Source organism: Amycolatopsis sp. GA6-003, assembly GCF_046267895.1.
Taxonomy (GTDB): Bacteria; Actinomycetota; Actinomycetes; order Mycobacteriales; family Pseudonocardiaceae; genus Amycolatopsis.
Genome location: NZ_CP176499.1, coordinates 7,516,598 through 7,537,441 on the forward strand (window position 1 = coordinate 7,516,598; position 20,844 = coordinate 7,537,441).

Below are 20,844 nucleotides of genomic sequence, written 5' to 3' on the forward strand. Positions count from 1 at the left end.
GTATATGGCGGCCAGTCTGGCGTATTGACGATGCTAGAAGTTTCAGTGCAGACTGAAATAACTAGCAAGAAGGGGGCGGCAATGGACTCCGAACAGGTGAGGTTCAACAGTCTCGGCACCTGGTGTGCCGGTGACCTGTATCTGCCGGACGCCGAAGGCCCGGTGCCGGGTCTGGTGCTCGGGCACAGCGGGGTGATGGTCAAGGAGGCGCTGGCCGTCTTCGCGCCGTACTTCGTGCGCGCCGGGTTCGCCGTGCTGGCGATCGATTACCGCACGGTCGGCGGCAGCGAGGGAGAGCCGCGGGGACAGGACTACCCGGAACGGCAGGCGGAGGATTTCCGCAGTGCGATCTCCTACCTACAACAGCGGCCGGAAGTTGATATGGCACGGATTGGGCTGTGGGGTGTCAGCATCGGCGGTTCGGTCGCGGTGCAGGCCGCCGTGCTCGACCGGCGCGCCAAGTGTGTCGTCGTGCAGAGCCCCAGCGTGTGGAACGGGTGGCGGTATCTGGAACGGCTCGCCGGCTGGGCGGGGGTGCGCGCGATGCGCGATCAGCTCGACGCGGACTGGCAGCGGCGCTACGAGGGCGGGGCCAGCGCGAGAGTCCCGCACCTGAAACTGGGGGACAGCGTGCGGGACGCGCCGGACGTCGCCGCGCAGATGTTTCCCTCCTACCGCAACGAAAAGACCCTCGACTCGACCGAGCATCTGCTCACCTTCGCGCCGGAGCAGCTCATCCACCGGCTGGCCCCGACCCCGCTGTTGATGATCGCCAACGGCGGCTGGGATCCCTACCACTTGCTCGATGAGGCGCAGAGCGCGTTCGCCAAGGCAGGCGAGCCGAAACGGCTCGAGGTGCTGCCCTACGACGTGCTCGGCCTCTACACCGGACCGGGCCTGGAGGAGGCGATGGCGCTGGCCGTGGACTGGTTCGACCAGCACCTGCGCAAGGTGCCGCAGCCCGGCGTCACCCCGGTGCCTTCCCCGGGTGCGGGGGCTGCCATGACAGAGTGACAGCTGCCGGAGAGCAGGTCGAGGAGGACGCGCGATGTCCAATGAGGACAAGCAGGCCGAGGTGCTGCAGTGGGTCGAGCGGGTGGCGACGTTCTGTGTGGAGGAATGGGCGCTCCCGCCGATCACCGGGCGCATCCTCGGCCTGCTGATGATCTGCGACCCGCCCGAGCAGTCCGCGGGCCGGATCGCCGACGCGATCCAGGCCAGCCGCGCCTCGCTGACGTCGAACATGCGCTTCCTGACCACGATCGGGCTCGTCCGCAAGGTCCGCGTCCCCGGCGACCGCACCACGTACTACCGCATCGAGGACGACGCCTGGCACAAGGTGGTCCAGCGCAAGCTCGACAGCCTCGGCGCCTTCGGCGACATCGCCGACGAGGGCATGAAACTCGCCGGGGGCGGCCCGAACACCGAACGCATCCGCGCCGCGCAGCGGTCGCTGACCTGGCTGCGCGACCTCGCCGCGCGCCACCCCCTGAAAACGTAAGGACTTCTCGTGCCACGCCTGCGTCCCGACCTGGACCCGCTCCGGGAAACCCTGTTGCTCACCCTTCACGCCAGGGCCCTGGACGCCCGGTCGCCGCGGCCGATCCTCGGCGACCTTCATTCGGCCCGGATCGCCGAGCGGATCGACTACGACTTCGCCCGGCTCAAGGTCAAACCCAGCCTCGTCTGCGGAACCGCCCTGCGGGCCAAGAAACTCGACGAAGCGGTCCGGGCGTTCGCCGCGGCGCATCCCGACGCGGTCGTGCTCGACCTCGGGTGTGGCCTCGACACCCGGGTGCTGCGCTGTGACCTGCCTGACGGCATCGACTGGTACGACGTCGATTTTCCCGACGTCGTCGCGCTGCGATCCCAGTTCCTGCCTGAGATATCTCACCGGGTAGGTGCTGATCTGACCACGTTCGGCTGGCTCGATCCGCTGCCGCGCGACCGGCCGGCCATGATCGTCGCCGAGGGCGTCCTGCCCTTCCTGCCCGGTGCCGCGTTCCAGCGGCTGACGCGGCAGCTCACCGAGCACTTCCGCACCGGGGAGCTGGCGCTCAACGGCTACACCCGGTTCGCCGCCTGGTCGATGAAGTACCACCCGGCGATCAAGGCCATCGGAATCAGCGCCGCGCAAGGGTTCGACGACGCACACGAGCCCGAGACCTGGCAGGCCGGGCTGACCCTGGCCGACGAGCAGCTGCTGACCCGCGCTCCGGAAGTCCGCGAGTTCCCGCAGCCGCTGCGGGCGACGACCCGGGCGATGGGGTGCAGCGCCTGGTTGTCCAGGCAGGGCACCCGGGTGCTTCGGTACCGGTTCTAGCCTCCGGGCGAACGGTGTTCGGCGAACGAACGGCTGCCGTCCCGGATAAGGTGGGCCGGTGGACCCCAAGCAGCGGCGTGCGGCACGGCATCAGCCGCCGAAGCCCGGAACCAGCCCGAAACCCCGGCGGCGCACGGTGCCGATCACCGTGGAGCAGGTTGTCGACGCCGCGTTGGCGATCATCGCCGCCGAGGGGTACGAGGCGTTGTCCATGCGCCGCGTGGCCGACGCGCTGAACACCGGTCCCGCTTCGCTTTACGCGCACGTGGTCAACAAAACCGATCTCGACGAGCTGCTCATCGCGCGGCTGAGCGCGAAAATCGTCCTGCCGGAACCGGATCCCGCGAACTGGCGCGAGCAGATTCGCCACGTGTGCGTCCAGTTGCGCGACCTGTACCTGGCCTACCCCGGGATCTCCGGCGCCGCGTTCGCGGTGGCGCCCACCGACCTCGACACGGCGCGGCTCACCGAGGGCATGCTGGCGATCCTGCTGAACGGCGGCGTCCCGGCGCAGGCCGCGGCTTGGGGCGTGGATTCGCTCCTGCTCTATGTGGCCGCCTACTGCCTCGAGACGTCGATCGTGCGCCGGCGGGTGGCGGAGAAGGATGCCGTGTGGATTGTGGGGAGGGAGGAGATGCGGCGTCGTCTCGCTTCGCTGCCCGCGGAGGAATTTCCTTATACCGCAAGCCATGCCGCCGAGCTGACTGCCGGTGAGGGGCACGACCGGTTCGACTTCGCGCTCGAGGTGATGATCGACGGTCTGGCCCGTCGGTAGGTCGGTGCCCGGCGGCCGGACGCGTTGTGAGGCGATCAGCCGCTGCCGTCTGCCATGCCAGCGCACCACCGGACGGATATCAGCGGTTCGGCCTCGGATGAGCGCTGGCCAGTACTCGGCTGCCGGTCTGGCCCCCGGCAAGTTCCACCCTGCTGGCAGGCCCCCGGGGTGAGTAAGCCCAGGTCAGGGCCCTCCGGTCGGTCGTGTGTCTAGCTGAAATCTCCCCGCGGTGGACTTCGCGCGCCTTGACAGGAACACCGTTCGTTGATAGAACGGTGTTCGTACATCGCGGGCCTGCGTTCACCGGACCGGCAGGTGCCTTCATCGCGGCTCGGCGGCCAGTGGCGACGTCCGCTCCCGGCCGGGTCCGCGGCACGAGCGAGGGCGACCTCACGGTCTTCCGTCGCGCTGCCCCGCGAACGGGTGGGCTGGTCGCGATTGCCGTGCCTGCCGCTTCGATCCTCGGTCTCGGACCGGGAAGGGATTGCCTCATGAAATCGGTCCGGTTCAGCAGGTTCGGCGGCCCGGAAGTCCTCGAACTCGCCGAGGTCCCGGATCCGCGTCCGGGGCCCGATCAGGTCCGGATTTCCGTGCGTGCGGCGGGAATCAACGCGAGCGACTGGAAGAAGCGGCAGGGCCTGATGGATCAGGAACTCCCGCAGGCCATGGGGCACGAAGCAGCGGGCATCGTGGACGAACTCGGCGAGGGCGTGACGGATGTCGAGATCGGCGACCGCGTGTTCGGTTTCACCGCTTCCAGTGGCGCACAAGCGGAATTGGCCGTGCTGTCCTGCTACGCGCCCATCCCGCCGTCGCTCAGTTTCGCGGAAGCCGCCGCATTGCCCGCCGCGACGGAGACTGCGGCGCGTGCGCTCGACCAACTAGGTGTCGGCAGCGGTGTCACGGTGCTCGTCAACGGTGCTTCCGGCAGTGTGGGCAGTGCCGCGGTTCAGCTTGCCGTGGCCCGGGGTGCGCGCGTGGTCGGCACCGGAAGCCTTGCCACGCATGACTTTCTGCGCTCGCTCGGTGCCGAGCCCGTTGCCTACGGCCCTGGTATGTCAGATCGGGTCCGCGCGCTCGCGCCCGATGGCGTCGACTTGGCCTTGGACGTCGCGGGGAGCGGCGTCTTGCCGGAGCTGATCCAGCTCGCCGGCGGCGCGGACCACGTCCTCACTATCGCCGATTTCGCCGGTGCCCAGCAGTACGGCGTGCGGTTCAGCCGCGGCGACGGCGGGCACGCGCTGTATGTGATATCTCAGCTCGGCGAACTGGTCGAAGCCGGGAAGTTCACGCTGCCGGTCGGGCAGACGTTCCCGCTGACCGAGGTCGCGGAAGCGCACCGGGTCGGCGAATCGGGCCGCGTGCGCGGAAAGCTTGTCCTGCTGCCCAGTTGACGGGCCCCTCACTCAATCGAAAGAACTCCATGAATTCTGACCTTTCGCCGACCGGGATCGCCCAGCCGGCTCCTCGAAGCGCGCCCGGAAACGCCGTGCGCCACAAGCATCGCTGGCTGACGCTCGTCGTGCTGAGCCTTGCCCAGCTGATGGACATCCTCGATTCCACCATCGTCAACATCGCCCTTCCGAGCGCGCAGCACGATCTCGGATTCCCCGCCGATTACCGGCAATGGGTGCTGACCGGCTACGCGCTCGCGTTCGGCAGTCTCCTGCTCCTCGGCGGACGGCTCGCTGACTACTTTGGACGGAAGCGGCTGTTCCTCATCGGCGTTGGCGGGTTCGCGCTCGCCTCCGCGGTCGGTGGTGCCGCCGGGAATTTCGCGACGCTGCTGGCCGCACGCATCGGTCAAGGCGCGTTCGCCGCGATGCTCGCACCAGCCGCGTTGTCCTTGCTGTCCATCACTTTTGCCGACGACCCGAAGGAACGCGGCCGTGCGTTCGGCATATTCGGCGCGATCTCGGGTGCGGGTGGTGCAGTGGGATTGCTGCTGGGCGGCGTCCTCACGCAGGGCCTGTCGTGGCGATGGTGCCTCTACGTCAACCTGATCATCGCGGCGGTCGCGTTCGTCGGCGGGCTAATCCTTTTGCGCGACGGTGATCGGACTCAGCGGGTGCGTCCCGACGTCGCGGGCACGGCCGCCGTCGTGGCCGGCCTGATCGGGATCGTGTTCGGGCTCGGTACCGCGGAAAGAAACGGCTGGCACGACATCCGGACGCTCGGTCCGGTGCTCGCGGGCGTCGTGCTCATCGCCGCCTTCGTGGTCATCGAACGCCGCACCGCGCATCCGCTGCTGCCGTTGCGGGTGCTCCTCGACCGGGTCCGCGGCGCGGCGTACCTGACCCTGGGCATCACCGGGACCGGGATGTTCGCGGTCTTCCTCTTCCTCACGTTCTATCTCGCGAACACGCTGGGATTCAGTCCGCTGCAGACCGGTGTGGCCTTCCTGCCGATGATCGGCCTGGTCATGGCGGGAGCGGTGTTCTCCGGGGCGGTGCTCCTGCCGCGCTGGGGGCCTCGGCCGATCGTTCCGCTGGGCTGCCTCCTCGCCGCGGCTGGCATGGTCCTGCTCACCGGGCTGGGCGCGGATTCGAGCTACGCGGCGAACATCCTCCCCGCCCTGCTGGTCACCGGCGTCGGATTCGGCTTCATCTTCGGCCCGGTCCAGAACGCGGCGACCAGCGGTGTCCAGCCGCACGACGCCGGGGTGGCATCCGCGCTCGTGACGACGGCCCAGCAAATCGGCGGCTCCATCGGGACCGCGGTATTCAGCTCCCTCACGACGTCCGCGGTCGCCGGATACCTGGCCGCTCATCCGGCGACTGGCCCGGAGACCCTCGCCGCGGCGACCTTCGCCGGATACCACCTGGTGTTCTGGATCGCGGCGGCGGTTTTCCTCGGCAGTGCGGTACTGGCCGCACTGCTGTTCCGGAGCGGTCCATTGCCGGTGGCCGCTGAACATGACACGGCGGTCGGTTGAGACACGAACGCCAGCCCGGTGGTATGGCAATGCCGCCTCCTGACGGACGCCTGGACAGCCGGAAGCGCGAGGTTCTATTGTGAGGAGTTCGAAACCTGGGGAGGGGTCATGATTCGTAGGGCAATTGTCTTGCTGGGAATACTGGGGCTGGCGGGAATCGGGACGGCGGCGCCCGCGTCAGCCACCTCGCAGCTGACTCTCGATCCGACCTCGGGCGCACCTGGCGATACGGTGACGATGAGCTGGCAGTGCAGCAAGGACGACGGACCAGTACGCCAGCTGTGGTCGAACGTGCTCACCGGGTTCCCGACGAACCCGCCCACCTATGTCGGCACCGCGCAGGCGAGTGTCCGGCCGGACGTGACTCCGGCGGGGAACGGGAATTACTGGGTGGCGCTGGACTGCCAGCATTCCTATTCGATCTTGCCGTTCACGGTCCGCTGATTCGGAGGTCCGCGGCATAGACTGGGCCGCGTGACCGGCCAAGGGCTTCTTGCATTCCTCCGCGAACTCCCGACAACCACCCCGTGGACGGTGGTCGCCGACGACGCCTCGGTGAGATGGCAACTCAGCGGGTTGACGTGGCAGGCCACGGTGATCGTCGATCCGCGGCGCTGGCTCGGGATGGAGTTCGAAGCCTGGGACCCGGCGACCGGCAAGCGGACCACTTACGCCATAGACACGGATCTGTACGACATCTCGCAGGCCAAGTACCGGGAGTTCGCGGAGGAGATCGAGCGCGACGTCATCGAGTTTCTCGGAAACTTGCGGAAGGGCGCGATGGTGCGCGGAACTGACGGGACGAAGCTGGTGCTCGTCTTCCCTCTGGAGGGCTCATGGGTGCGCGTCGTCCAGGGACGGTTTCTGACCAGTGCCTCCACGCACGCCGATCTTGCTGCGGCGCGGGTTGGGGGAGGTTATGTTGTGGTGCGGTGACGGTGTTGCTGGTATCTCACGGGTTGTCGTTGAGATGGCCTCCGTGGCGCGGGGACGGTTCGTCGTTTGGGCTGGTTGCTGACTAGTGCCTCCGTCCTTTTGTCCCGAAAACGGCCGTGCCGTCGCGGTCCAGCGCCGGTTGCGTGGTGTAGGGATCGCGCAACAGCGGTTCGCGGAGTAGGGGGCGTTTTCGGTCAGACTGTGGAATCGAGAGCGCGATTGGCGGATGTTTTCGGATTCGGGACACCGAATGCCGCCGTGTCGATTGATGGGCAGCAAAACGTGGTTGGGCCAGTGCGCCCCGGCGCGGTCCGTATTGCGCGGAAGATTCCGTAATCCTGCTCGCCGGTGGGGAATTCGCTAGGCCCCGCGACCGTGGATCGTGCGCGCGGGCCTGAGATATCACGGTGCCGTCGGTGATGTCTAGGAAGAGCGTCGCGCTGCTGTCTTCGTCCTCGAAGCCGTTCGCCAGCAGGCCGGACGCGCCGAGGAGTTCGTGCTCGAGCGCGACTGAACGGAGGACCGGGGCGTCGAGGTCGAGCTCGGGCAGGACGTAGGTGCTCGCGTCCCGATGGGAGATCCGCACTGTCCCGCTGGCTGATCAGCGGGGCCGTTCGGATCGGGTGCTGCTGCCGTCCCCACGAGCAGGTTAGCCCTTTCGTCGACTGGTCTCCGACGATAGCGGCGATCGGCCAAACAGTTCTCGCGCGACGGGCTTGATTCCCGCTATCCTTTCCGGGTTTACGTCGGCCTGTCGGGGGTCTGGCCTAGAAGGAGGTCGTAATCCCCGTTCTCGGTCAATCCGGTCGGAAAGCGACGAAATGCGGTGCGGCCGAAAGAATGAGCAGCGTGCTCCGAATGGCGGTGCGAGTGCGAAACCGGCCGAGGCGGGTCAATTCCTTTCTTGTGTGGTGCCAGCATGGAGTGGGTGATCAGCTGTCATGAGAAAAATCATTGTCGCGGCTTTGTGTGCTCTTGGCTTGTTGGCGATCAGCACGTCCGCGAGCGCCGATCCGGCGCCGTCGAGTGCGGTGAGCATTACCCCGGCCACGGTCGCGCCCGGGGCGGCCCTGACCTTCTCGGTGACCCTGTCGAACGCGGACGCCGATCCGCTGAAAGGCGGAAAGCTCGGTTTGGGCGTGGCGAACGGGGCGATCAATCAGCTTCTGGACGTCAGCACCTGCGCGCTGTGCTATCAGGCTGGAAACACCATTCGCTACGACGTGGGCGACGTCCCGCTCAACGGCAGCAAAACCTTCACCTTCTCCATCGGGGTTTTCGCCAACGCGCAGGCCGGCCAGTATGTAATCGAGCACCAGTTCGTCGGGGACAATTACTCGTACGAGACGTTGGAAGGGCCGACGGTCACCGTCACGCGGTAAGGGAGGCCGGCCGCGGGTCTTACGCGGCGGTGCCCTCGAGGTGTGCCTTGAGCAGTTCCAGTCCGGGCTGAATGCGTGCTGGATCCTCGACCGGGTGCGGGCCGGCCGGTTCGGTGGGCGGGACCAGGCGCTCGAACAGGCGGCAGAACAAAGTCGTGCCGTCGCCGAGGTCGAAGGTGGTGAAGGTGGCGATCGCGTGCAGCGACGGCGCCAGGGTCCCGTCGTCGAGCACGTCGCGGCCGGCCACCGTCCAGAGTTTGCCCGGGACCCGCGCGACGACGCTGTACAGCTTCGGCTTTTCGTTCAGGTCCGGAACGATGGTTTCGAGCAGTACGTCGCCGAGTTCCGCGGGGACGTCCGCCGTGCCGCGGCGGACTTCGGTTCCGGACGCCATCGGGAGCCACTTCGGCAGGTTCGGCCAGGTGGTCGCCCAGTCGTAGACCTCCTGCACCGGCCGGTTGACCACGATGCGGTTTTCGACGAAGCGGATGTTGAGGCTGTCCGGAATCTGCGGGACGTACAGGGCGGTTGTCACGATGTCTCTCCTTTTCGAGGGTGTCTGGGGAATGCTGTCCGGACATGCGCGCGCCGAGGTCGCAGTCGATTGCTCGCTGAAATATCCGGCCGGGTCTTTTGAGATATCAGAAGAAGCGCGACGGCGGCCGAGGCAGCACGTGGTGGTGATCGGCTGAGCAGCGCATGAAGCCGCCGTTGTTCCCGAGGGCGGTCGCTGACTGGGTCAGTCCGGTGATCCGCACCTGCCGGGCGCGGGGGGGCGAAAAAGGCGAGCAGGTATGTGCCGAAACGGGAGCACGGGGCTGACGGAATCACCGACCGGCCGGAAACTTCCGCCGGCTGCTGGAACCGGCCGCCGAACCTGAAACGGCCGCCGAAGCGAAATCGGAAACGGCCGCCGAACCGGAACTGGCCACCGAACCAGAACCGGAACCGGGAGGAATGCGGCACGGGGAATTCATTTCCATGATTCGCACGCTAGAAGTCGTGGCCATGCCCGTCCAATGCGGCATTGGTGCTCCGCTATGCCGGTAGGGCATAGCCGGTGATCGCCGCCCGGATCTCGGCCGCCACCTCGTCCAGTCTTCGCATCACGAGCAACATCGTCGGGGTGAGCTGCCTGCCCGCGGGCAGCGTGACGCCGACCGATTCCACGATGCCGAGGTCGATCGGCAGCACGGCCGGCCCCGGTTCGGTCTCGGCGACCAGCTGCGGCATCACGACCAGGGTGTCGGTCTCCAGCGCGATGGCGCGCACGGCGAGGAACGAACCGCATTCGATGCGGTTGGCCGGGGTCGGGAGGCCGCGGCTCAGGAGGTGTTCCTCCAGTTGCCGCCGCTGCGGGTTGTCCGCGGGTGGCAGCGACCAGAGCTCGCCGACCAGGTCGGCGAGTGTCACTCCCGGCCGCTGGTGCGCGGGATGCTGGCTGCGCGCCACCACGCGTGCGGGCTCGTAGTAGAGGTGGTGCTGGCGCAGCCGGTCGTTGTTCGCCGGTTCGAGCGTGCCGACGACAAGGTCGACGTCGCCGGCGAGCAGCGCCTCGTACAGCGCTTCCGGGCCGCCGTGCCGGATGACGACGGTCAGGTCCGGCGCGACGGCTTTCACCCGCGCGACCGCGCGGGGCAACAGCACGCTCGCGCCGGCGAGGAAGATGCCGATCGTGACGGTGCCGGCGTGCCCGTTGACCAGTTCTTCGAGATGCCGCCCAGCCCGGCGAAGCTCGGCGAGCACCGCCTTGGCGTGGTCGACGAACACCTCGCCGAACAGGGTCGGCGTCGTTCCCCGCGGGCCGCGCTCGAACAGTTCGAGCCCGAGGATCGACTCGAGTTCGCGCAGCCCGCGGGTCAGCACCGGCTGGGTGACGTGCATCCGCTCGCCGGCGGCGACCAGCGAGCCGTGTTCGGCGATGGCCACCGCGTAACGTAGATGCCGGAGCTTGAGTCTGCCGTCGACGAGATCGGCGCGGTCGGTCATGCGTTCGATTCTGCCGGTCCGCTCAGTGGTGCTGGCCGCCCGGCGGCACGACGAAACTGACGGTTTTGCTGTCTAGCACCTTGTGCGTCGGGTCGGCCAGTCCGATCCACACCTTGTGCGGGCCGGGCGGCAGGGACTGGATGATCAGCGGTTCGCCGCTGCCGTCGGCCCAGTGCCAGGGCGCGTCGTCCACCGTGACGTGGATGTGGCCGATGCGCGGGGAAACGTCGAGCGCGGCGGGGCCGTAGACCGGGACGATGCGCAGATTTTCCGCCCGGTAGCGCAGGACGACGAGGCCTTTCGCGAGCTGTTCCGGCAGCGGTGCGTCGACGACGAGCGCGGGCGGCGGCTGGGACGGCAGCGGTACGACCGGTGCGGGCGGCCATCCCGAGGCCGCGGCGGGAGGCGCGGCGGGCGCCGGGGGCGAGGCAGGAGGAGGTGCGGCAGAAGCGGAGCAAGCCGTCGCCAGCAAGACAACCGAGCCGAGAATCGCGGTGCGAAGAAAATGAGCCATGGAACGAAAACTAGGCCGCTGTTGATCACCTTCGCGTCGGTCGGCTGACCGCATTGCTGTACGTCATAAGGGAATTCGTAAGGGAAGTGCCGTGCGTGCCGCTGGGGTCGGCACGCACGGCACAGGTCAGCGGCAGCGGTAGCTGGACGCCACGGCCGGGTCGCCGTAGCCCCGGTACCGCGAAACCCGCGGGTACGCGCACAGGTCGCGGGTCTGCTTCCCGTCCGCGGTCGCGGCAGGCAAGGTGGCCGGCGCCTTGCCGTGTTCGACCCAGTCGACGAGCGCGCCGAGCGGGTTGACCGGCGCCGCGCCCTTCCCGCCGCCGCAGTGTTCGACGCCGGGGGCCAGGAACAGCCGGTAGAAGTCGTTCACCCGGTGGGGGCCGCCCATCGCCCGTTCGACCTCGGTGCGGTAGCGCAGCGTGCCGCCGGGCGGGATGAGCTGGTCGTCCGAACCGACGAAGGTCAGCAGTTTCCCGCCGGTCCGGCGGAAGGCCGACAGGTCCGGGCCGGCGGTGCCGATGACGTCGTCGTACTCCCGCACCGACTGCCGGAACACCTGGGCGAACTGCGCGTAGCTGAGCTTCGAAACGTCGAAATCAGCCTGTTTGGCCACGAACGACTGCACCCATTTGACCGCGACCGGGAACCCGGTGGCGTACGGGCTGTCGCCGGTTCCGGCCAGCCAGGCGAAATCGGCGCCTTTCGGAAGGCCGTCCCACAGCTTCCGGCCGCGTTCGTCGGTCGGCCCGGCCCAGATTTTGCGCATGACGTCGGCGTCCTTGGCCGTGACGGGGATTTCCTCGCCGGCGCAGAGAACCTTCGTGCCGATCAGCGACCGCGGGTCGTAGCTGCATTCGTCCGGCCGGTCGACGATGCCGTTCCGGACGCCGTCGTTCGCGTCGCACGCCTTGATCGCGGCCTGCCGGAACGCGGTGAAGACGCAGGCGCTCGGGAAGTCGTGCTCCTGGTTCATCACGATCTGCGGCCAGAGCGTCGCGACCGCGAACTGCGTCCAGTGGACCGCGGGCGCGTTCGCCAGGATGCCGTCGAAGTCGCCGGGGTAGTTCTGCGCCTCGGAGTAGCCCTGGCGGCCGCCGGTCGAGCAGCCGTTCCAGTACGAATAGGTCACCGGCCGCTGGTAGAACTGCTGGGCGACGTCCTTGCCGACCAGCGCGGCCTCGTGCACCGAGCGGGTGGCGAAGTTCGTCAGCAGGGGCCGGTTGACCTTGCCGGGCGCGGTCAGCGCCCACGAGGTGTCCAATCCGGCGCCGACCCCGGCGTCGGTGGTCACGCCCGCGTAGCCGTCCTTGGCGGCCTGGGCCAGCGGTGCGCCGAAGTCCCCGGCGGCGTACGCGCTTCCGCCGACCGCTTGGAGCCGTCCGGTCCATCCGGTTTGCGGCAAGGCCACGGCGACCTTGACGTGGTCGTTGGCCCCGGGATGGGTGAGCGTGACGGTGATTTCGCAATAGCCGGGCTTCGGCTCGGCCCGCACCGATTCGATTTTCGCGCCGCTGGGCGCGGCGACCGGAACTGTGGCGCAGGCGGTCGTTTCGGCCGCGGCGGCGCTGGGCGCGAGCTGGGTGACCGTGGTCGCCAGCAGCGCCGCGAGCGGCAACGCCAAGAGAGTACGTCTCATCGCTTTCCTTTGTGGAGGGTCGCTGTCGCCTGAAGCTAAGGCGCTCGCGACCGTCTCCGCGCCCGTCGGACGACGTCGTCGTCGTACGTCGCCCGGTATCGTCGCTGGCAGTGGCTAGGGGAGGACCATGACGCTGTACGGACGGGACGCCGAGCTCAAGGAGCTGACTGAGCTGGTCGACGGCCCGGAAGGACGTGTCGGCGTCCTCCTCCGGGGCGAGGCCGGGATCGGGAAGTCCGCGCTCGTCGCCGCGGCGGCCGAGGCTGCCTCGGTCGCGGGGACGCGAGTGCTGCGCACGACCGGCACCGAGGCCGAGCAGGACCTCGCCTACGCCGGGCTGCACCAGCTGCTGCACCCCGTTCGCGCGGGCGTGGCCGAGCTGCCCGCGCCGCAACGGACGGCGCTGGAGACCGCGCTCGGGCTCGCGGACGGGCCGGAACCCAGCGCTTACCTGGTCGGCCTCGCCGCGTTGACCTTGCTCGCCGATACCGCCTCCGCGAAGCCGGTGCTGGTGCTCGCCGAGGACGTTCACTGGCTCGACCGCGCCAGCGCCGACGTCCTGGCTTTCGTCGCCCGGCGGATCGAAACCGAACCGGTCGCGCTCATCGCGACGCTCCGGGACGCGTCCAGTCCGCTGCTCGACGCCGGCCTCTCCCCGGTGCCGCTCGACCGCCTCCCCGACGACGCCGCCGCGGAACTGCTCGACTCGGTCGCGCCGCGGCTCGACCCGATGGTCCGCACCCGGCTGCTCGCCGAGTCCGCGGGCCATCCGCTCGCGCTGACCGAGCTTCCGGCTGCGGTGGCCGACCTCGACGTGCTCGATCCGGTCCTGCCGCTGACCGAACGCCTCGAGCGGACGTTCGCCTCCCGGGTCGCGACCCTGCCGGAGGCCACCCGCGCCGCGCTGCTGATCGCGGCGCTCAACGAGGCCGGTTCACTCGCCGAAACCCTTGCCGCGACCGGGGTTTTCCTCGGCAGCCCGGTGGCTCCCGAGGTGCTCAGCCCCGCTGCCGACGCCCGGCTGGTCGAGTTCGCGGTCGGCTGCGTGAGGTTCCGGCATCCGCTGATGCGTTCGGCCATTCCCGCCGCCGCGCCGCTCGGCGACCGGCGGCGCGCGCAGCTCGCGTTGGCCGAGACGGTGCGTGACCAGCCCGATCGGCACGCCTGGCACCAGGCCCGGGCGGCCTCCGGGCCGGACGAAACGGTGGCGGCGGCCCTCGAATCCGCCGCCGATCGGGCGCGCCGGAGAGGCGGGGCCGCCGCCGCGATCGCCGCGTTGGAGCAGGCGGCGCGGCTCAGCGAAGACCCGGACGCGCGGGCGGACCGGTTGCTGCGGGCCGCCGAGCTGGCGGTGGAAACCGGTCGCCGCGAGACTGCCGAACGTCTGGTGCGCGACGCCCGGAACGGACCGCTTTCCCCGCGCCGGAAGGCCACCGCGAGCCAGTTGCTCAGCGGCTTCGAGGACGGCGTCCGCGAGGACCCCGCCCGGATCGGGGAGCTGGCGGCGCTTGCCGGATCCGTCGCCGCGGACGGGCAGCACGACGCGGCGATGCGGATCCTGTGGGGTGCCGCGATGCGGTGTTTCTGGGCCGAACCCGGCGAGCCGGTCCGCCGGACCCTGCTGGACGTCGCCGCCGAACTGCCCATCCCGGACGACGATCCGCGCCTGCTCGCGGTCGCCGCGTACGTCGCGCCGTTCGAGCGGGGCACCGCGGTGCTGGAACAGTTGCGCGTCCTCGCCGGCGCGGCCGGGGCTGATCCGGAAACCGACCGGTACCTGGGCAGCGCGTCCTTGCAGGTGGGCGCGTTCGACCTGGCGGCCCGCTTCTCGACGGCCGCGGTGCCGGGCCTGCGGGCGCAAGGCAGGCTCGGATTGTTGCCGCGGGCCCTGGCGGTTCAAGCGTGGAGCCGGGTCCGGCTCGGCGACCTGGCCGGGGCCGCACCGTCGGCCGCGGAGGCGGTCCGGCTCGCGCAGGAGACCGGCCAGCCGTTCATGGGCGGGCTGGCGCTGGCGGTCCAAGCCGAGATCGCGGCCTTGCGCGGCGACCACAAACAGGCCAGCACCCTCGCTGACCAGGCCGAACGCGCTGGACTCGCCGCCGGTGCGCGGCCGGTGCTGGCCACGGTCCAGCTCGCGCGCGGGCTCGTCGCGGTGAGCGAAGGCCGGTACGAGGACGCGTTCGCCGACCTGCGCCGCTTGCTCGACCCGGCCGATCCGGCTTACCAGCTGGCCCTGCGCGCGTACTGCGTCGCGGAGCTGACCGAAGCCGCCGTCCGGGCCGGGCAGACCGCCGCGATGCGCGAAATCCTGGCCGGACTGGAGCCGTTGGCGACCACGACCTCCGCGCCGGCGTTGCACATCGGGCTGCGGTACGCGCGGGCCGTGCTCGCGCCGAAGGAGTCCGCCGAAGACCTGTTCACCACGGCGTTGCGGGCGGACTTGAGCGGATGGCCCGCCGAACGCGGGCGGGTCCACCTGGCGTTCGGAGAGTGGTTGCGGCGGCAGCGCCGGGTCGTCGAATCGCGGGCGCACCTGCGCACCGCGCGGGAGACTTTCGACGCGCTCGGCTTGACGGCGTGGGCCGAGCGGGCGCGGCGCGAGCTGCGCAGCGCGGGGGAGTCGAGCCCGAACCGGAGCCCGGACGCGCGCGACAAGCTGACGCCGCACGAGCTGAGCATCGCGCAGCTGGCCGCCGAGGGGCTGACGAACCGGGAGATCGGGCAGCGGCTCTATCTTTCGCACCGGACCGTCGGGACCCACCTGCACCGGATCTTCCCCAAACTCGGCGTGAGTTCCCGTGCTGAGCTGGCCGATGCGGTGAAGGCGCTCGGCGACTGACGTACGCCGGTTGCGTCATCCGACGGGCGCGGGCGGCGGCCGGGCTCCTTAGCGTCGAGGCTGTCCCACGGTCTCGCGCACAGGAGTTCAGATGATCAGCAGGAGACGATTCACCCAGATGTTCGCGGCCGGGGTGGCGGCGACCTCTCTCGCTGCCTGCTCCTCGCCTGCCACTGGGGTCGGACCTGCCGCTGGGGCCGGGTCTGCCCCTGGGTCCGGACCTGCCGCGGGGGCCGATTTGCGGGCGGGGTCGGGCGAGCACACTTCGCTGGGCACGATCAAGCACGCCGACGCCGGTCTCGTGAGCATGGCGTACGCCGAATTCGGCCCGGCGAACGGCAAACCGGTGGTGCTGTTGCACGGCTGGCCCTATGACCCGTACAGCTACGCCGATGTCGCGCCATTGCTTGCCGCACAAGGGTTCCGGGTGATCGTTCCGTTCCTGCGCGGGTTCGGTCCGACGGTGTTCAAGTCGGCCGGCACGGTTCGCAACGGGCAGCAGACGGCCATCGCGCTCGACGTCGTCGCGCTGATGGACGCGTTGAAAATCGACAAAGCGATTCTCGGCGGATACGACTGGGGTTCCCGGACGGCCGCGGTGATCGCGGCGTTGTGGCCCGAGCGGTGCCAGGCCGTCGTCCCGGTCAGCGGGTACATCGTCGCCAACCTCAAGGCGAACCTCCAGCCGCTGCCGCCGGCCGCCGAACTGGGCTGGTGGTACCAGTATTACTTCGCGACCGAGCGCGGCCGCGCCGGCTACGCGGCGAACCGGCACGATTTCAACAAACTGATCTGGAAAACGGCGTCGCCGGCGTGGCACTTCGACGACGCGACGTACGACCGCACCGCCGCCGCGTTCGACAATCCGGACCACGTCGCGATCGTCATCCACAACTACCGCTGGCGGCTCAGCCTCGCCCCCGGAGAACCGCAGTACGAGGCGTACGAACAGAAACTCGCTGCGGGGGCGACCATCGGAGTCCCGGCGATCACGTTGGCCAGCGATTTCGACGGCGCGGCCAAGGACGGCAAGGGCTACCGCGCCAAGTTCACCGGAAAATACGAGCACCGGATCCTCGACGGGATCGGGCACAACGTTCCGCAGGAGGCGCCGCGGCCGTTCGCGCAGGCGATCGTGGACGCGGCGAAGCTGTGATCCGCGGGTTCATCGAGGTTTGATCGGGAGCGGATACGGTGTGCACTCCTCTCGCCGGAAACCGCTGTGCCCGTTCGGGAAACGGCGGCTTCGGCGACCGTCGAACTGAGGAGTGCGATGAGACGCAAAGCTTTCGGAGCCGTCGCGGCGGCCGTGGCGGCGGCCTTGACCGGCCTGGCCGCCCCGGCTTCGGCGGAGACTCCGGCCGAGATCCTCCAAGCGGCCGCCCAGGCCGGGGTCAGCGTCGGCTACCCCGGGGTGATCGGACTGGTCCGGAACGGGGAAGCCGCGCAGTACATCCACGCCGGGTACGGAAATCTCACCGCCAAGACCCCGGCGGACCCGAAAGCGCGGTTCCGGATCGGCAGCGACACCAAGGCGTTCACCGCCGCCGTCCTGCTGCAGCTGGAGGCCGAGGGCAAGCTCTCCCTCGACGACCCGCTCGCCCGCTGGCTGCCCGGCTCGGTGAACGCCAACGGGAACGACGGCACGAAGATCACCGTCCGGCAGGTGCTGAACCAGACCTCCGGGCTGCCGGACTACGCGGCCGACGCCCGGTTCATCAACTCCTACGTCGCGAACACCAACCCGCGGCAGGCGTGGCCGCCGCAGACGCTGGTGGACATCGCGACGTCGCATCCGTCGCTGGGCGCGCCGGGCGCGGCGTTCCACTACTCGAACACCAACTACATCCTCGCCGGCATGGTGATCAAGGCGGTGACCGGGAACGAACCGGCCGCGGAGATCCAGCGGCGCGTCTTCGAGCCGCTCTCCTTGACCAACACGTCCTTCCCGACCTCCGACCCTTCGCTGACCGGCAACTACCTGACCGGCTACTACATCTGGCTCGGCGTGTTCTACAACGACGTCACCGTCTCCAACGTGCAGGCGTTCGGAACCGCGGGCGCCATTGTGTCCACAGAGGACGATCTGGCCACCTTCGAACGCGCACTGCTGAGCGGAAAACTCCTGCCGCCGCGGCAGCAGGCCGAGCTGAAGACGACGGTGCCGGCCGACAACGCGGGCACCCGGTACGGGCTGGGAATCGGCCTGTCCCCGACGCCCTGCGGACTGGCCTGGAATCACAGCGGCGGGGTGCTGGGATATTTCAACCTGTGGCTGACCAGCGACGACGGCAGCAAGCAGGTGCTGGTGGCGGCCAACGAGAACCATCTGGCGGGCGTCGCGACCCGGGGGCAGACCACGCTCGGCAACGCCGCGTTCAAGGCTTACTGCGCGTCGTGAGATCCGGTCGGGCGGGGCGGGTGGCCGCCGGGTGATCCCGGCGGCCGCCTGGCGAGCCGCGCCCGGGGTTTCGTCGCGGGTGATGCCGCGGTGACGGACCAGTCCGATCCTGGGCGGAGCGGGTGATGCCGCGGTGACGGACCAGTCCGATCCTGGGCGGAAGCTGCGGCCAGGCGATCGGAAGCGAGGCGCGGGATGCGGGCTCATGGCCACCGTCCGACGAGGCAACCGGCTGATCTGGCGCCTCAGGCCGGGCCGGAGAAGGACCAGGCGAGGCCAACTGCCATCTCAACGGACTTCAGTCATATCCCAGTGCGGTCTTCGGGAACTCCGCTCCCGGCCGAGGTGCGGCACCAGCTGGAAGAACGGTGGGGCGAGGACCTCGGCGGCGTCCGGGTGCACACCGGTCCCGAAGCGGCTCGCTCCGCACGTGACCTGGGCGCGGTCGCGTACACCGCCGGGGAAGACATTGTGGTGGCGGGTGATCCCGACGAGCACCTGCTGACGCACGAGGCGGCGCACGTCGTGCACCAGCGGCACGCCAGCAGGCTCGTGCCGGGAGTCAGTTCCCCCGGCGACGCGGCCGAGCGGGCGGCCGACGCGGGGTCGGCGATCCCCGGCGGTCCAGTGGCCGCGGTCCAGCGGCAGGTCGATCGCACCAGCGAGAAGACGGTCGTGAGCCGCGACGAAGTCGAGAAGGTGCTCACCGCCTACCTGCAGGAAGTGCAGCAGGACCAGGGCGGGCAGACGCTGCACAATACCGAGCAGGTGAAGGTCGCGGTCCTGTCGCTGCTCATCGGAGACCCGGTGCGGTCGGCGTCCGTGCAGGCCTGGCTGTCCGGCACGGTGCCTGGCACCCCGGCCAGCTTCGCGCACGCAGTCGCCAGGCAGCTGCCCGCTGCCATCCCAGCGGAGCGGCTGGGGCGATTGCGCGGAGGCCCGGCCAAAGCGGCTCCGGACAATCGGCCGAAGAACGTGGGGGAAGCGGCCGGTGCCGTGCTCGTCGACACGACCCTCGCGCCGATCCTCCGCCGGATGAAGGTGCCCGACAGCGTCAAGAAGCTCATCGTGGACGGTGCCAAATCGGCGGTCGCCTCAGGCTTGCTTCAACTGGTCGACACGGCGATAGCGAACGCGCGCATCACCCCTGAGGAACGGAACTCTATTCACAGCCTTGTGGAAGGATTGATCAAACAACAGCCGGGCGCCTCGATGGAACGCCAGCAGGAAGGCGCGGGCAGCCCGTACGCGCCGGTCGTGCCGCCGTCGATCGCGCCGCCGGTACCGTCCGCGCCCGGCGAGACGATCATCAAGGGCCCGTCGGTTCCGTTCGACTTCTCCCCGCGGAAAGATCCGTCCAAACCGCGTCCCGCCCCGGCGCCGCCGAGCCCGGCCGTCTTGGCCGCGGCCGGGCAATTCGACCGGCTGTTGCTGACGCCGCTCGAGGCACGCGGCACCGAGCGGGAGGGCGACTATCCCCTGTCGAACGAATTCGCCACGACCGCCGCGGCGCTTCTCGAAGACGCGCAGAAGAACAACCGGACCAGCGTGCGCATGGATCTCCCGGCCAGTTACCGCTTGGTGAAAGATCGCACCGCGATGTTCCAGGCGATGAAGAAGATCTTCTTCGCGATGCGCGACGCACTGCCGCGCCAGGCCAGCCCGGTCGTCCAGGTCTACCTGCTGGTGGAAGGGCGGCAGTTCTACAGCTTCGAACTGAGGTAGCCGGCTGCTCCGCGGGCGCCGTTTCCGCTCAGCGGCACGTGTTCCCGCCCGGATTCCCAGCACCAGGCATCCGCCTCGAATTTTCTCCAGGTCGCCTCGTGACAACGTCCGGTCACCGGTGGTTCACTATGTTAGGAAATTTTCCTAATGAAGGCTGGAGGTCGCCCGGTCATGTCATCCTCCCGTAGGCGTTTCGCTGTGGTCGGCGCCGCTCTGGCGCTCGCCGTGCCGCTCGCGGTCAACTCCGCTCACGCGGCCACCCCGGAAGCGGCCGCCAAGTCCTATACGGCCGCCGAAGTGCTGGCCGGCGTCAAGAAGAACAGCACGGACGCGAACAAGGTCAATTCCAAACCGCACATCAACACGATGACGCGGGCCAAGAACGTCAACGTCTACCAGGTGGCGAAAGGCGTCTACGCCTACGGTTCCGGCCTGGCCGTCGACACCGACGGCAGCGACCCCGACCCCGATCCCGACCACCAGGGAACGACGACTTTCAAGGACAGCAACGGGAAATCGCTCGGCGCGCACCACGTCCCGTTCTACGTCCTCGGCGACGACTGCTACGACAAGAAGAGCCCCTGCCCGCACTTCTTCTACAAGGAACACGGCATCAAGGGCAGGCAGTTCGCGCTGATGTTCTACAAGAGCAAGGTGATCGGCGCGATCTTCGGCGACACGCAGACCGCCAACGACCAGGACACTTCGGACAACGACTCCCGGGAACTGGGCGAAGCCTCGGTCAAGGCGGCTTCCCTGCTGGGGATCAACAGCAGCGGCACTGAGGGCGGCGTCGACAATGGCGTGACCGTGGTGATTTTCTCCGGTTCGGACTGGGTCGTGAACGGGACCAATGCGAACCTGAACGCTACCGCGCAGGGCATGGTCAACAAGGCGCTGGACAGCCTTGGGGCGAGCATGGGTATTTAAGGGTGGCAGGCGAATGCGGTCACTGCCGGGGGTGGTGGTGGCCGCATTCGGCATGTCTGCGGTCTGTCTGCTTAGGGCTCGATGTGCGCGGTGAGGCCGGAGTCGTGGGTGGATCCACAACCTGGACTACCAAGATCGGTTCGGTTTTGGCCAGTCAGTCAAGCTGGACAGCAGAGTGAACGTCGCCGATCCACTCTGGACTCCGCGTTGCCAGCGAAGTCAGAGTCGAGGGCGGTCCGCGGCGTGTGCTGCGGGTGTCGGTGCCTCGACCCTGGCTTCCCTGGGTGGCGCGCGACGTTGATCACTGACTTGACCTCTTCGAGCACACCGTTGCCGCTGTGGCCGCGCGAACGACCGTGTGCCCACGAAGCCGAATCCTTGCGCTGCCGTGCGAGGCAGTTGGTCGCTCGTGTTCGGTGTGTTTGCTGTTTGATGTCGTCCGTTAGTTTTTCGGGTA

General features: G+C 68.9%; 18 protein-coding genes. 14 read left to right on the forward strand and 4 right to left on the reverse strand.

Features of this window, described 5'->3' with window-relative positions:
* The first annotated feature begins 81 nt into the window (after positions 1–81).
* The 9 genes from F9C12_RS34085 to F9C12_RS34125 all read left to right on the forward strand — a co-directional run bounded on the left by F9C12_RS34085 (position 82) and on the right by F9C12_RS34125 (position 8,351).
* Positions 82–1,014: an alpha/beta hydrolase gene (locus tag F9C12_RS34085; protein WP_409463136.1), complete on the forward strand. Its 933-nt coding sequence runs from the start codon at positions 82–84 to the stop codon at positions 1,012–1,014.
* A 34-nt stretch (positions 1,015–1,048) separates the two neighbouring features.
* Positions 1,049–1,501, forward strand: coding sequence for a GbsR/MarR family transcriptional regulator (locus F9C12_RS34090; RefSeq protein WP_409185860.1), 453 nt, complete (start codon positions 1,049–1,051; stop codon positions 1,499–1,501).
* 9 nt (positions 1,502–1,510) lie between these two features.
* Positions 1,511–2,323: a class I SAM-dependent methyltransferase gene (locus F9C12_RS34095; RefSeq protein ID WP_409463137.1), complete on the forward strand. Its 813-nt coding sequence runs from the start codon at positions 1,511–1,513 to the stop codon at positions 2,321–2,323.
* A 58-nt stretch (positions 2,324–2,381) separates the two neighbouring features.
* Positions 2,382–3,098, forward strand: coding sequence for a TetR/AcrR family transcriptional regulator (locus tag F9C12_RS34100; RefSeq protein ID WP_409463138.1), 717 nt, complete (start codon positions 2,382–2,384; stop codon positions 3,096–3,098).
* 491 nt (positions 3,099–3,589) lie between these two features.
* The gene (locus tag F9C12_RS34105) at positions 3,590–4,492 is read left to right on the forward strand and encodes an NADP-dependent oxidoreductase (RefSeq protein WP_409463139.1); all 903 of its coding nucleotides are present in this window, start codon (positions 3,590–3,592) and stop codon (positions 4,490–4,492) included.
* Positions 4,493–4,521: 29 nt separating this feature from the next.
* The gene (locus F9C12_RS34110) at positions 4,522–6,033 is read left to right on the forward strand and encodes an MFS transporter (protein ID WP_409463140.1); all 1,512 of its coding nucleotides are present in this window, start codon (positions 4,522–4,524) and stop codon (positions 6,031–6,033) included.
* Positions 6,034–6,141: 108 nt separating this feature from the next.
* Positions 6,142–6,477, forward strand: a complete 336-nt coding sequence (locus F9C12_RS34115) for a hypothetical protein (protein ID WP_409185865.1) — start codon at positions 6,142–6,144, stop codon at positions 6,475–6,477.
* A gap of 30 nt (positions 6,478–6,507) precedes the next feature.
* Positions 6,508–6,969: a hypothetical protein gene (locus F9C12_RS34120; protein WP_409463141.1), complete on the forward strand. Its 462-nt coding sequence runs from the start codon at positions 6,508–6,510 to the stop codon at positions 6,967–6,969.
* 941 nt (positions 6,970–7,910) lie between these two features.
* The gene (locus F9C12_RS34125) at positions 7,911–8,351 is read left to right on the forward strand and encodes a hypothetical protein (RefSeq protein WP_409463142.1); all 441 of its coding nucleotides are present in this window, start codon (positions 7,911–7,913) and stop codon (positions 8,349–8,351) included.
* A 19-nt stretch (positions 8,352–8,370) separates the two neighbouring features.
* Here the strand turns inward: F9C12_RS34125 and F9C12_RS34130 are convergent, their stop codons facing one another.
* The 4 genes from F9C12_RS34130 to F9C12_RS34145 form a co-directional block, all read right to left on the reverse strand.
* Positions 8,371–8,886, reverse strand: coding sequence for an SRPBCC family protein (locus F9C12_RS34130; protein ID WP_409463143.1), 516 nt, complete (start codon positions 8,884–8,886; stop codon positions 8,371–8,373).
* A 503-nt stretch (positions 8,887–9,389) separates the two neighbouring features.
* A complete protein-coding gene (locus tag F9C12_RS34135; protein WP_409463144.1) occupies positions 9,390–10,340 on the reverse strand; it encodes a LysR substrate-binding domain-containing protein in 951 nt (316 codons plus the stop codon).
* Between the two features lie 22 nt (positions 10,341–10,362).
* Positions 10,363–10,854 (reverse strand): DUF6130 family protein, encoded by a 492-nt coding sequence (locus F9C12_RS34140; RefSeq protein WP_409463145.1) that lies wholly within the window; start codon positions 10,852–10,854, stop codon positions 10,363–10,365.
* 126 nt (positions 10,855–10,980) lie between these two features.
* On the reverse strand, positions 10,981–12,492 hold the full coding sequence (locus F9C12_RS34145) for a tannase/feruloyl esterase family alpha/beta hydrolase (RefSeq protein ID WP_409463146.1): 1,512 nt from the start codon (positions 12,490–12,492) through the stop codon (positions 10,981–10,983).
* A gap of 127 nt (positions 12,493–12,619) precedes the next feature.
* Between F9C12_RS34145 and F9C12_RS34150 the strand changes: the two genes are divergently transcribed.
* The 5 genes from F9C12_RS34150 (at position 12,620) to F9C12_RS34170 (ending at position 20,387) form a co-directional block, all read left to right on the forward strand.
* Positions 12,620–15,331: an AAA family ATPase gene (locus F9C12_RS34150; protein WP_409463147.1), complete on the forward strand. Its 2,712-nt coding sequence runs from the start codon at positions 12,620–12,622 to the stop codon at positions 15,329–15,331.
* 91 nt (positions 15,332–15,422) lie between these two features.
* Positions 15,423–16,487: an alpha/beta fold hydrolase gene (locus F9C12_RS34155; protein WP_409463148.1), complete on the forward strand. Its 1,065-nt coding sequence runs from the start codon at positions 15,423–15,425 to the stop codon at positions 16,485–16,487.
* Between the two features lie 117 nt (positions 16,488–16,604).
* The gene (locus F9C12_RS34160; protein ID WP_409463149.1) at positions 16,605–17,732 is read left to right on the forward strand and encodes a serine hydrolase domain-containing protein; all 1,128 of its coding nucleotides are present in this window, start codon (positions 16,605–16,607) and stop codon (positions 17,730–17,732) included.
* A 312-nt stretch (positions 17,733–18,044) separates the two neighbouring features.
* On the forward strand, positions 18,045–19,457 hold the full coding sequence (locus tag F9C12_RS34165; RefSeq protein WP_409463150.1) for a DUF4157 domain-containing protein: 1,413 nt from the start codon (positions 18,045–18,047) through the stop codon (positions 19,455–19,457).
* A gap of 171 nt (positions 19,458–19,628) precedes the next feature.
* Positions 19,629–20,387 (forward strand): glycoside hydrolase family 75 protein, encoded by a 759-nt coding sequence (locus F9C12_RS34170; RefSeq protein ID WP_409463151.1) that lies wholly within the window; start codon positions 19,629–19,631, stop codon positions 20,385–20,387.
* Positions 20,388–20,844 lie beyond the last annotated feature (457 nt).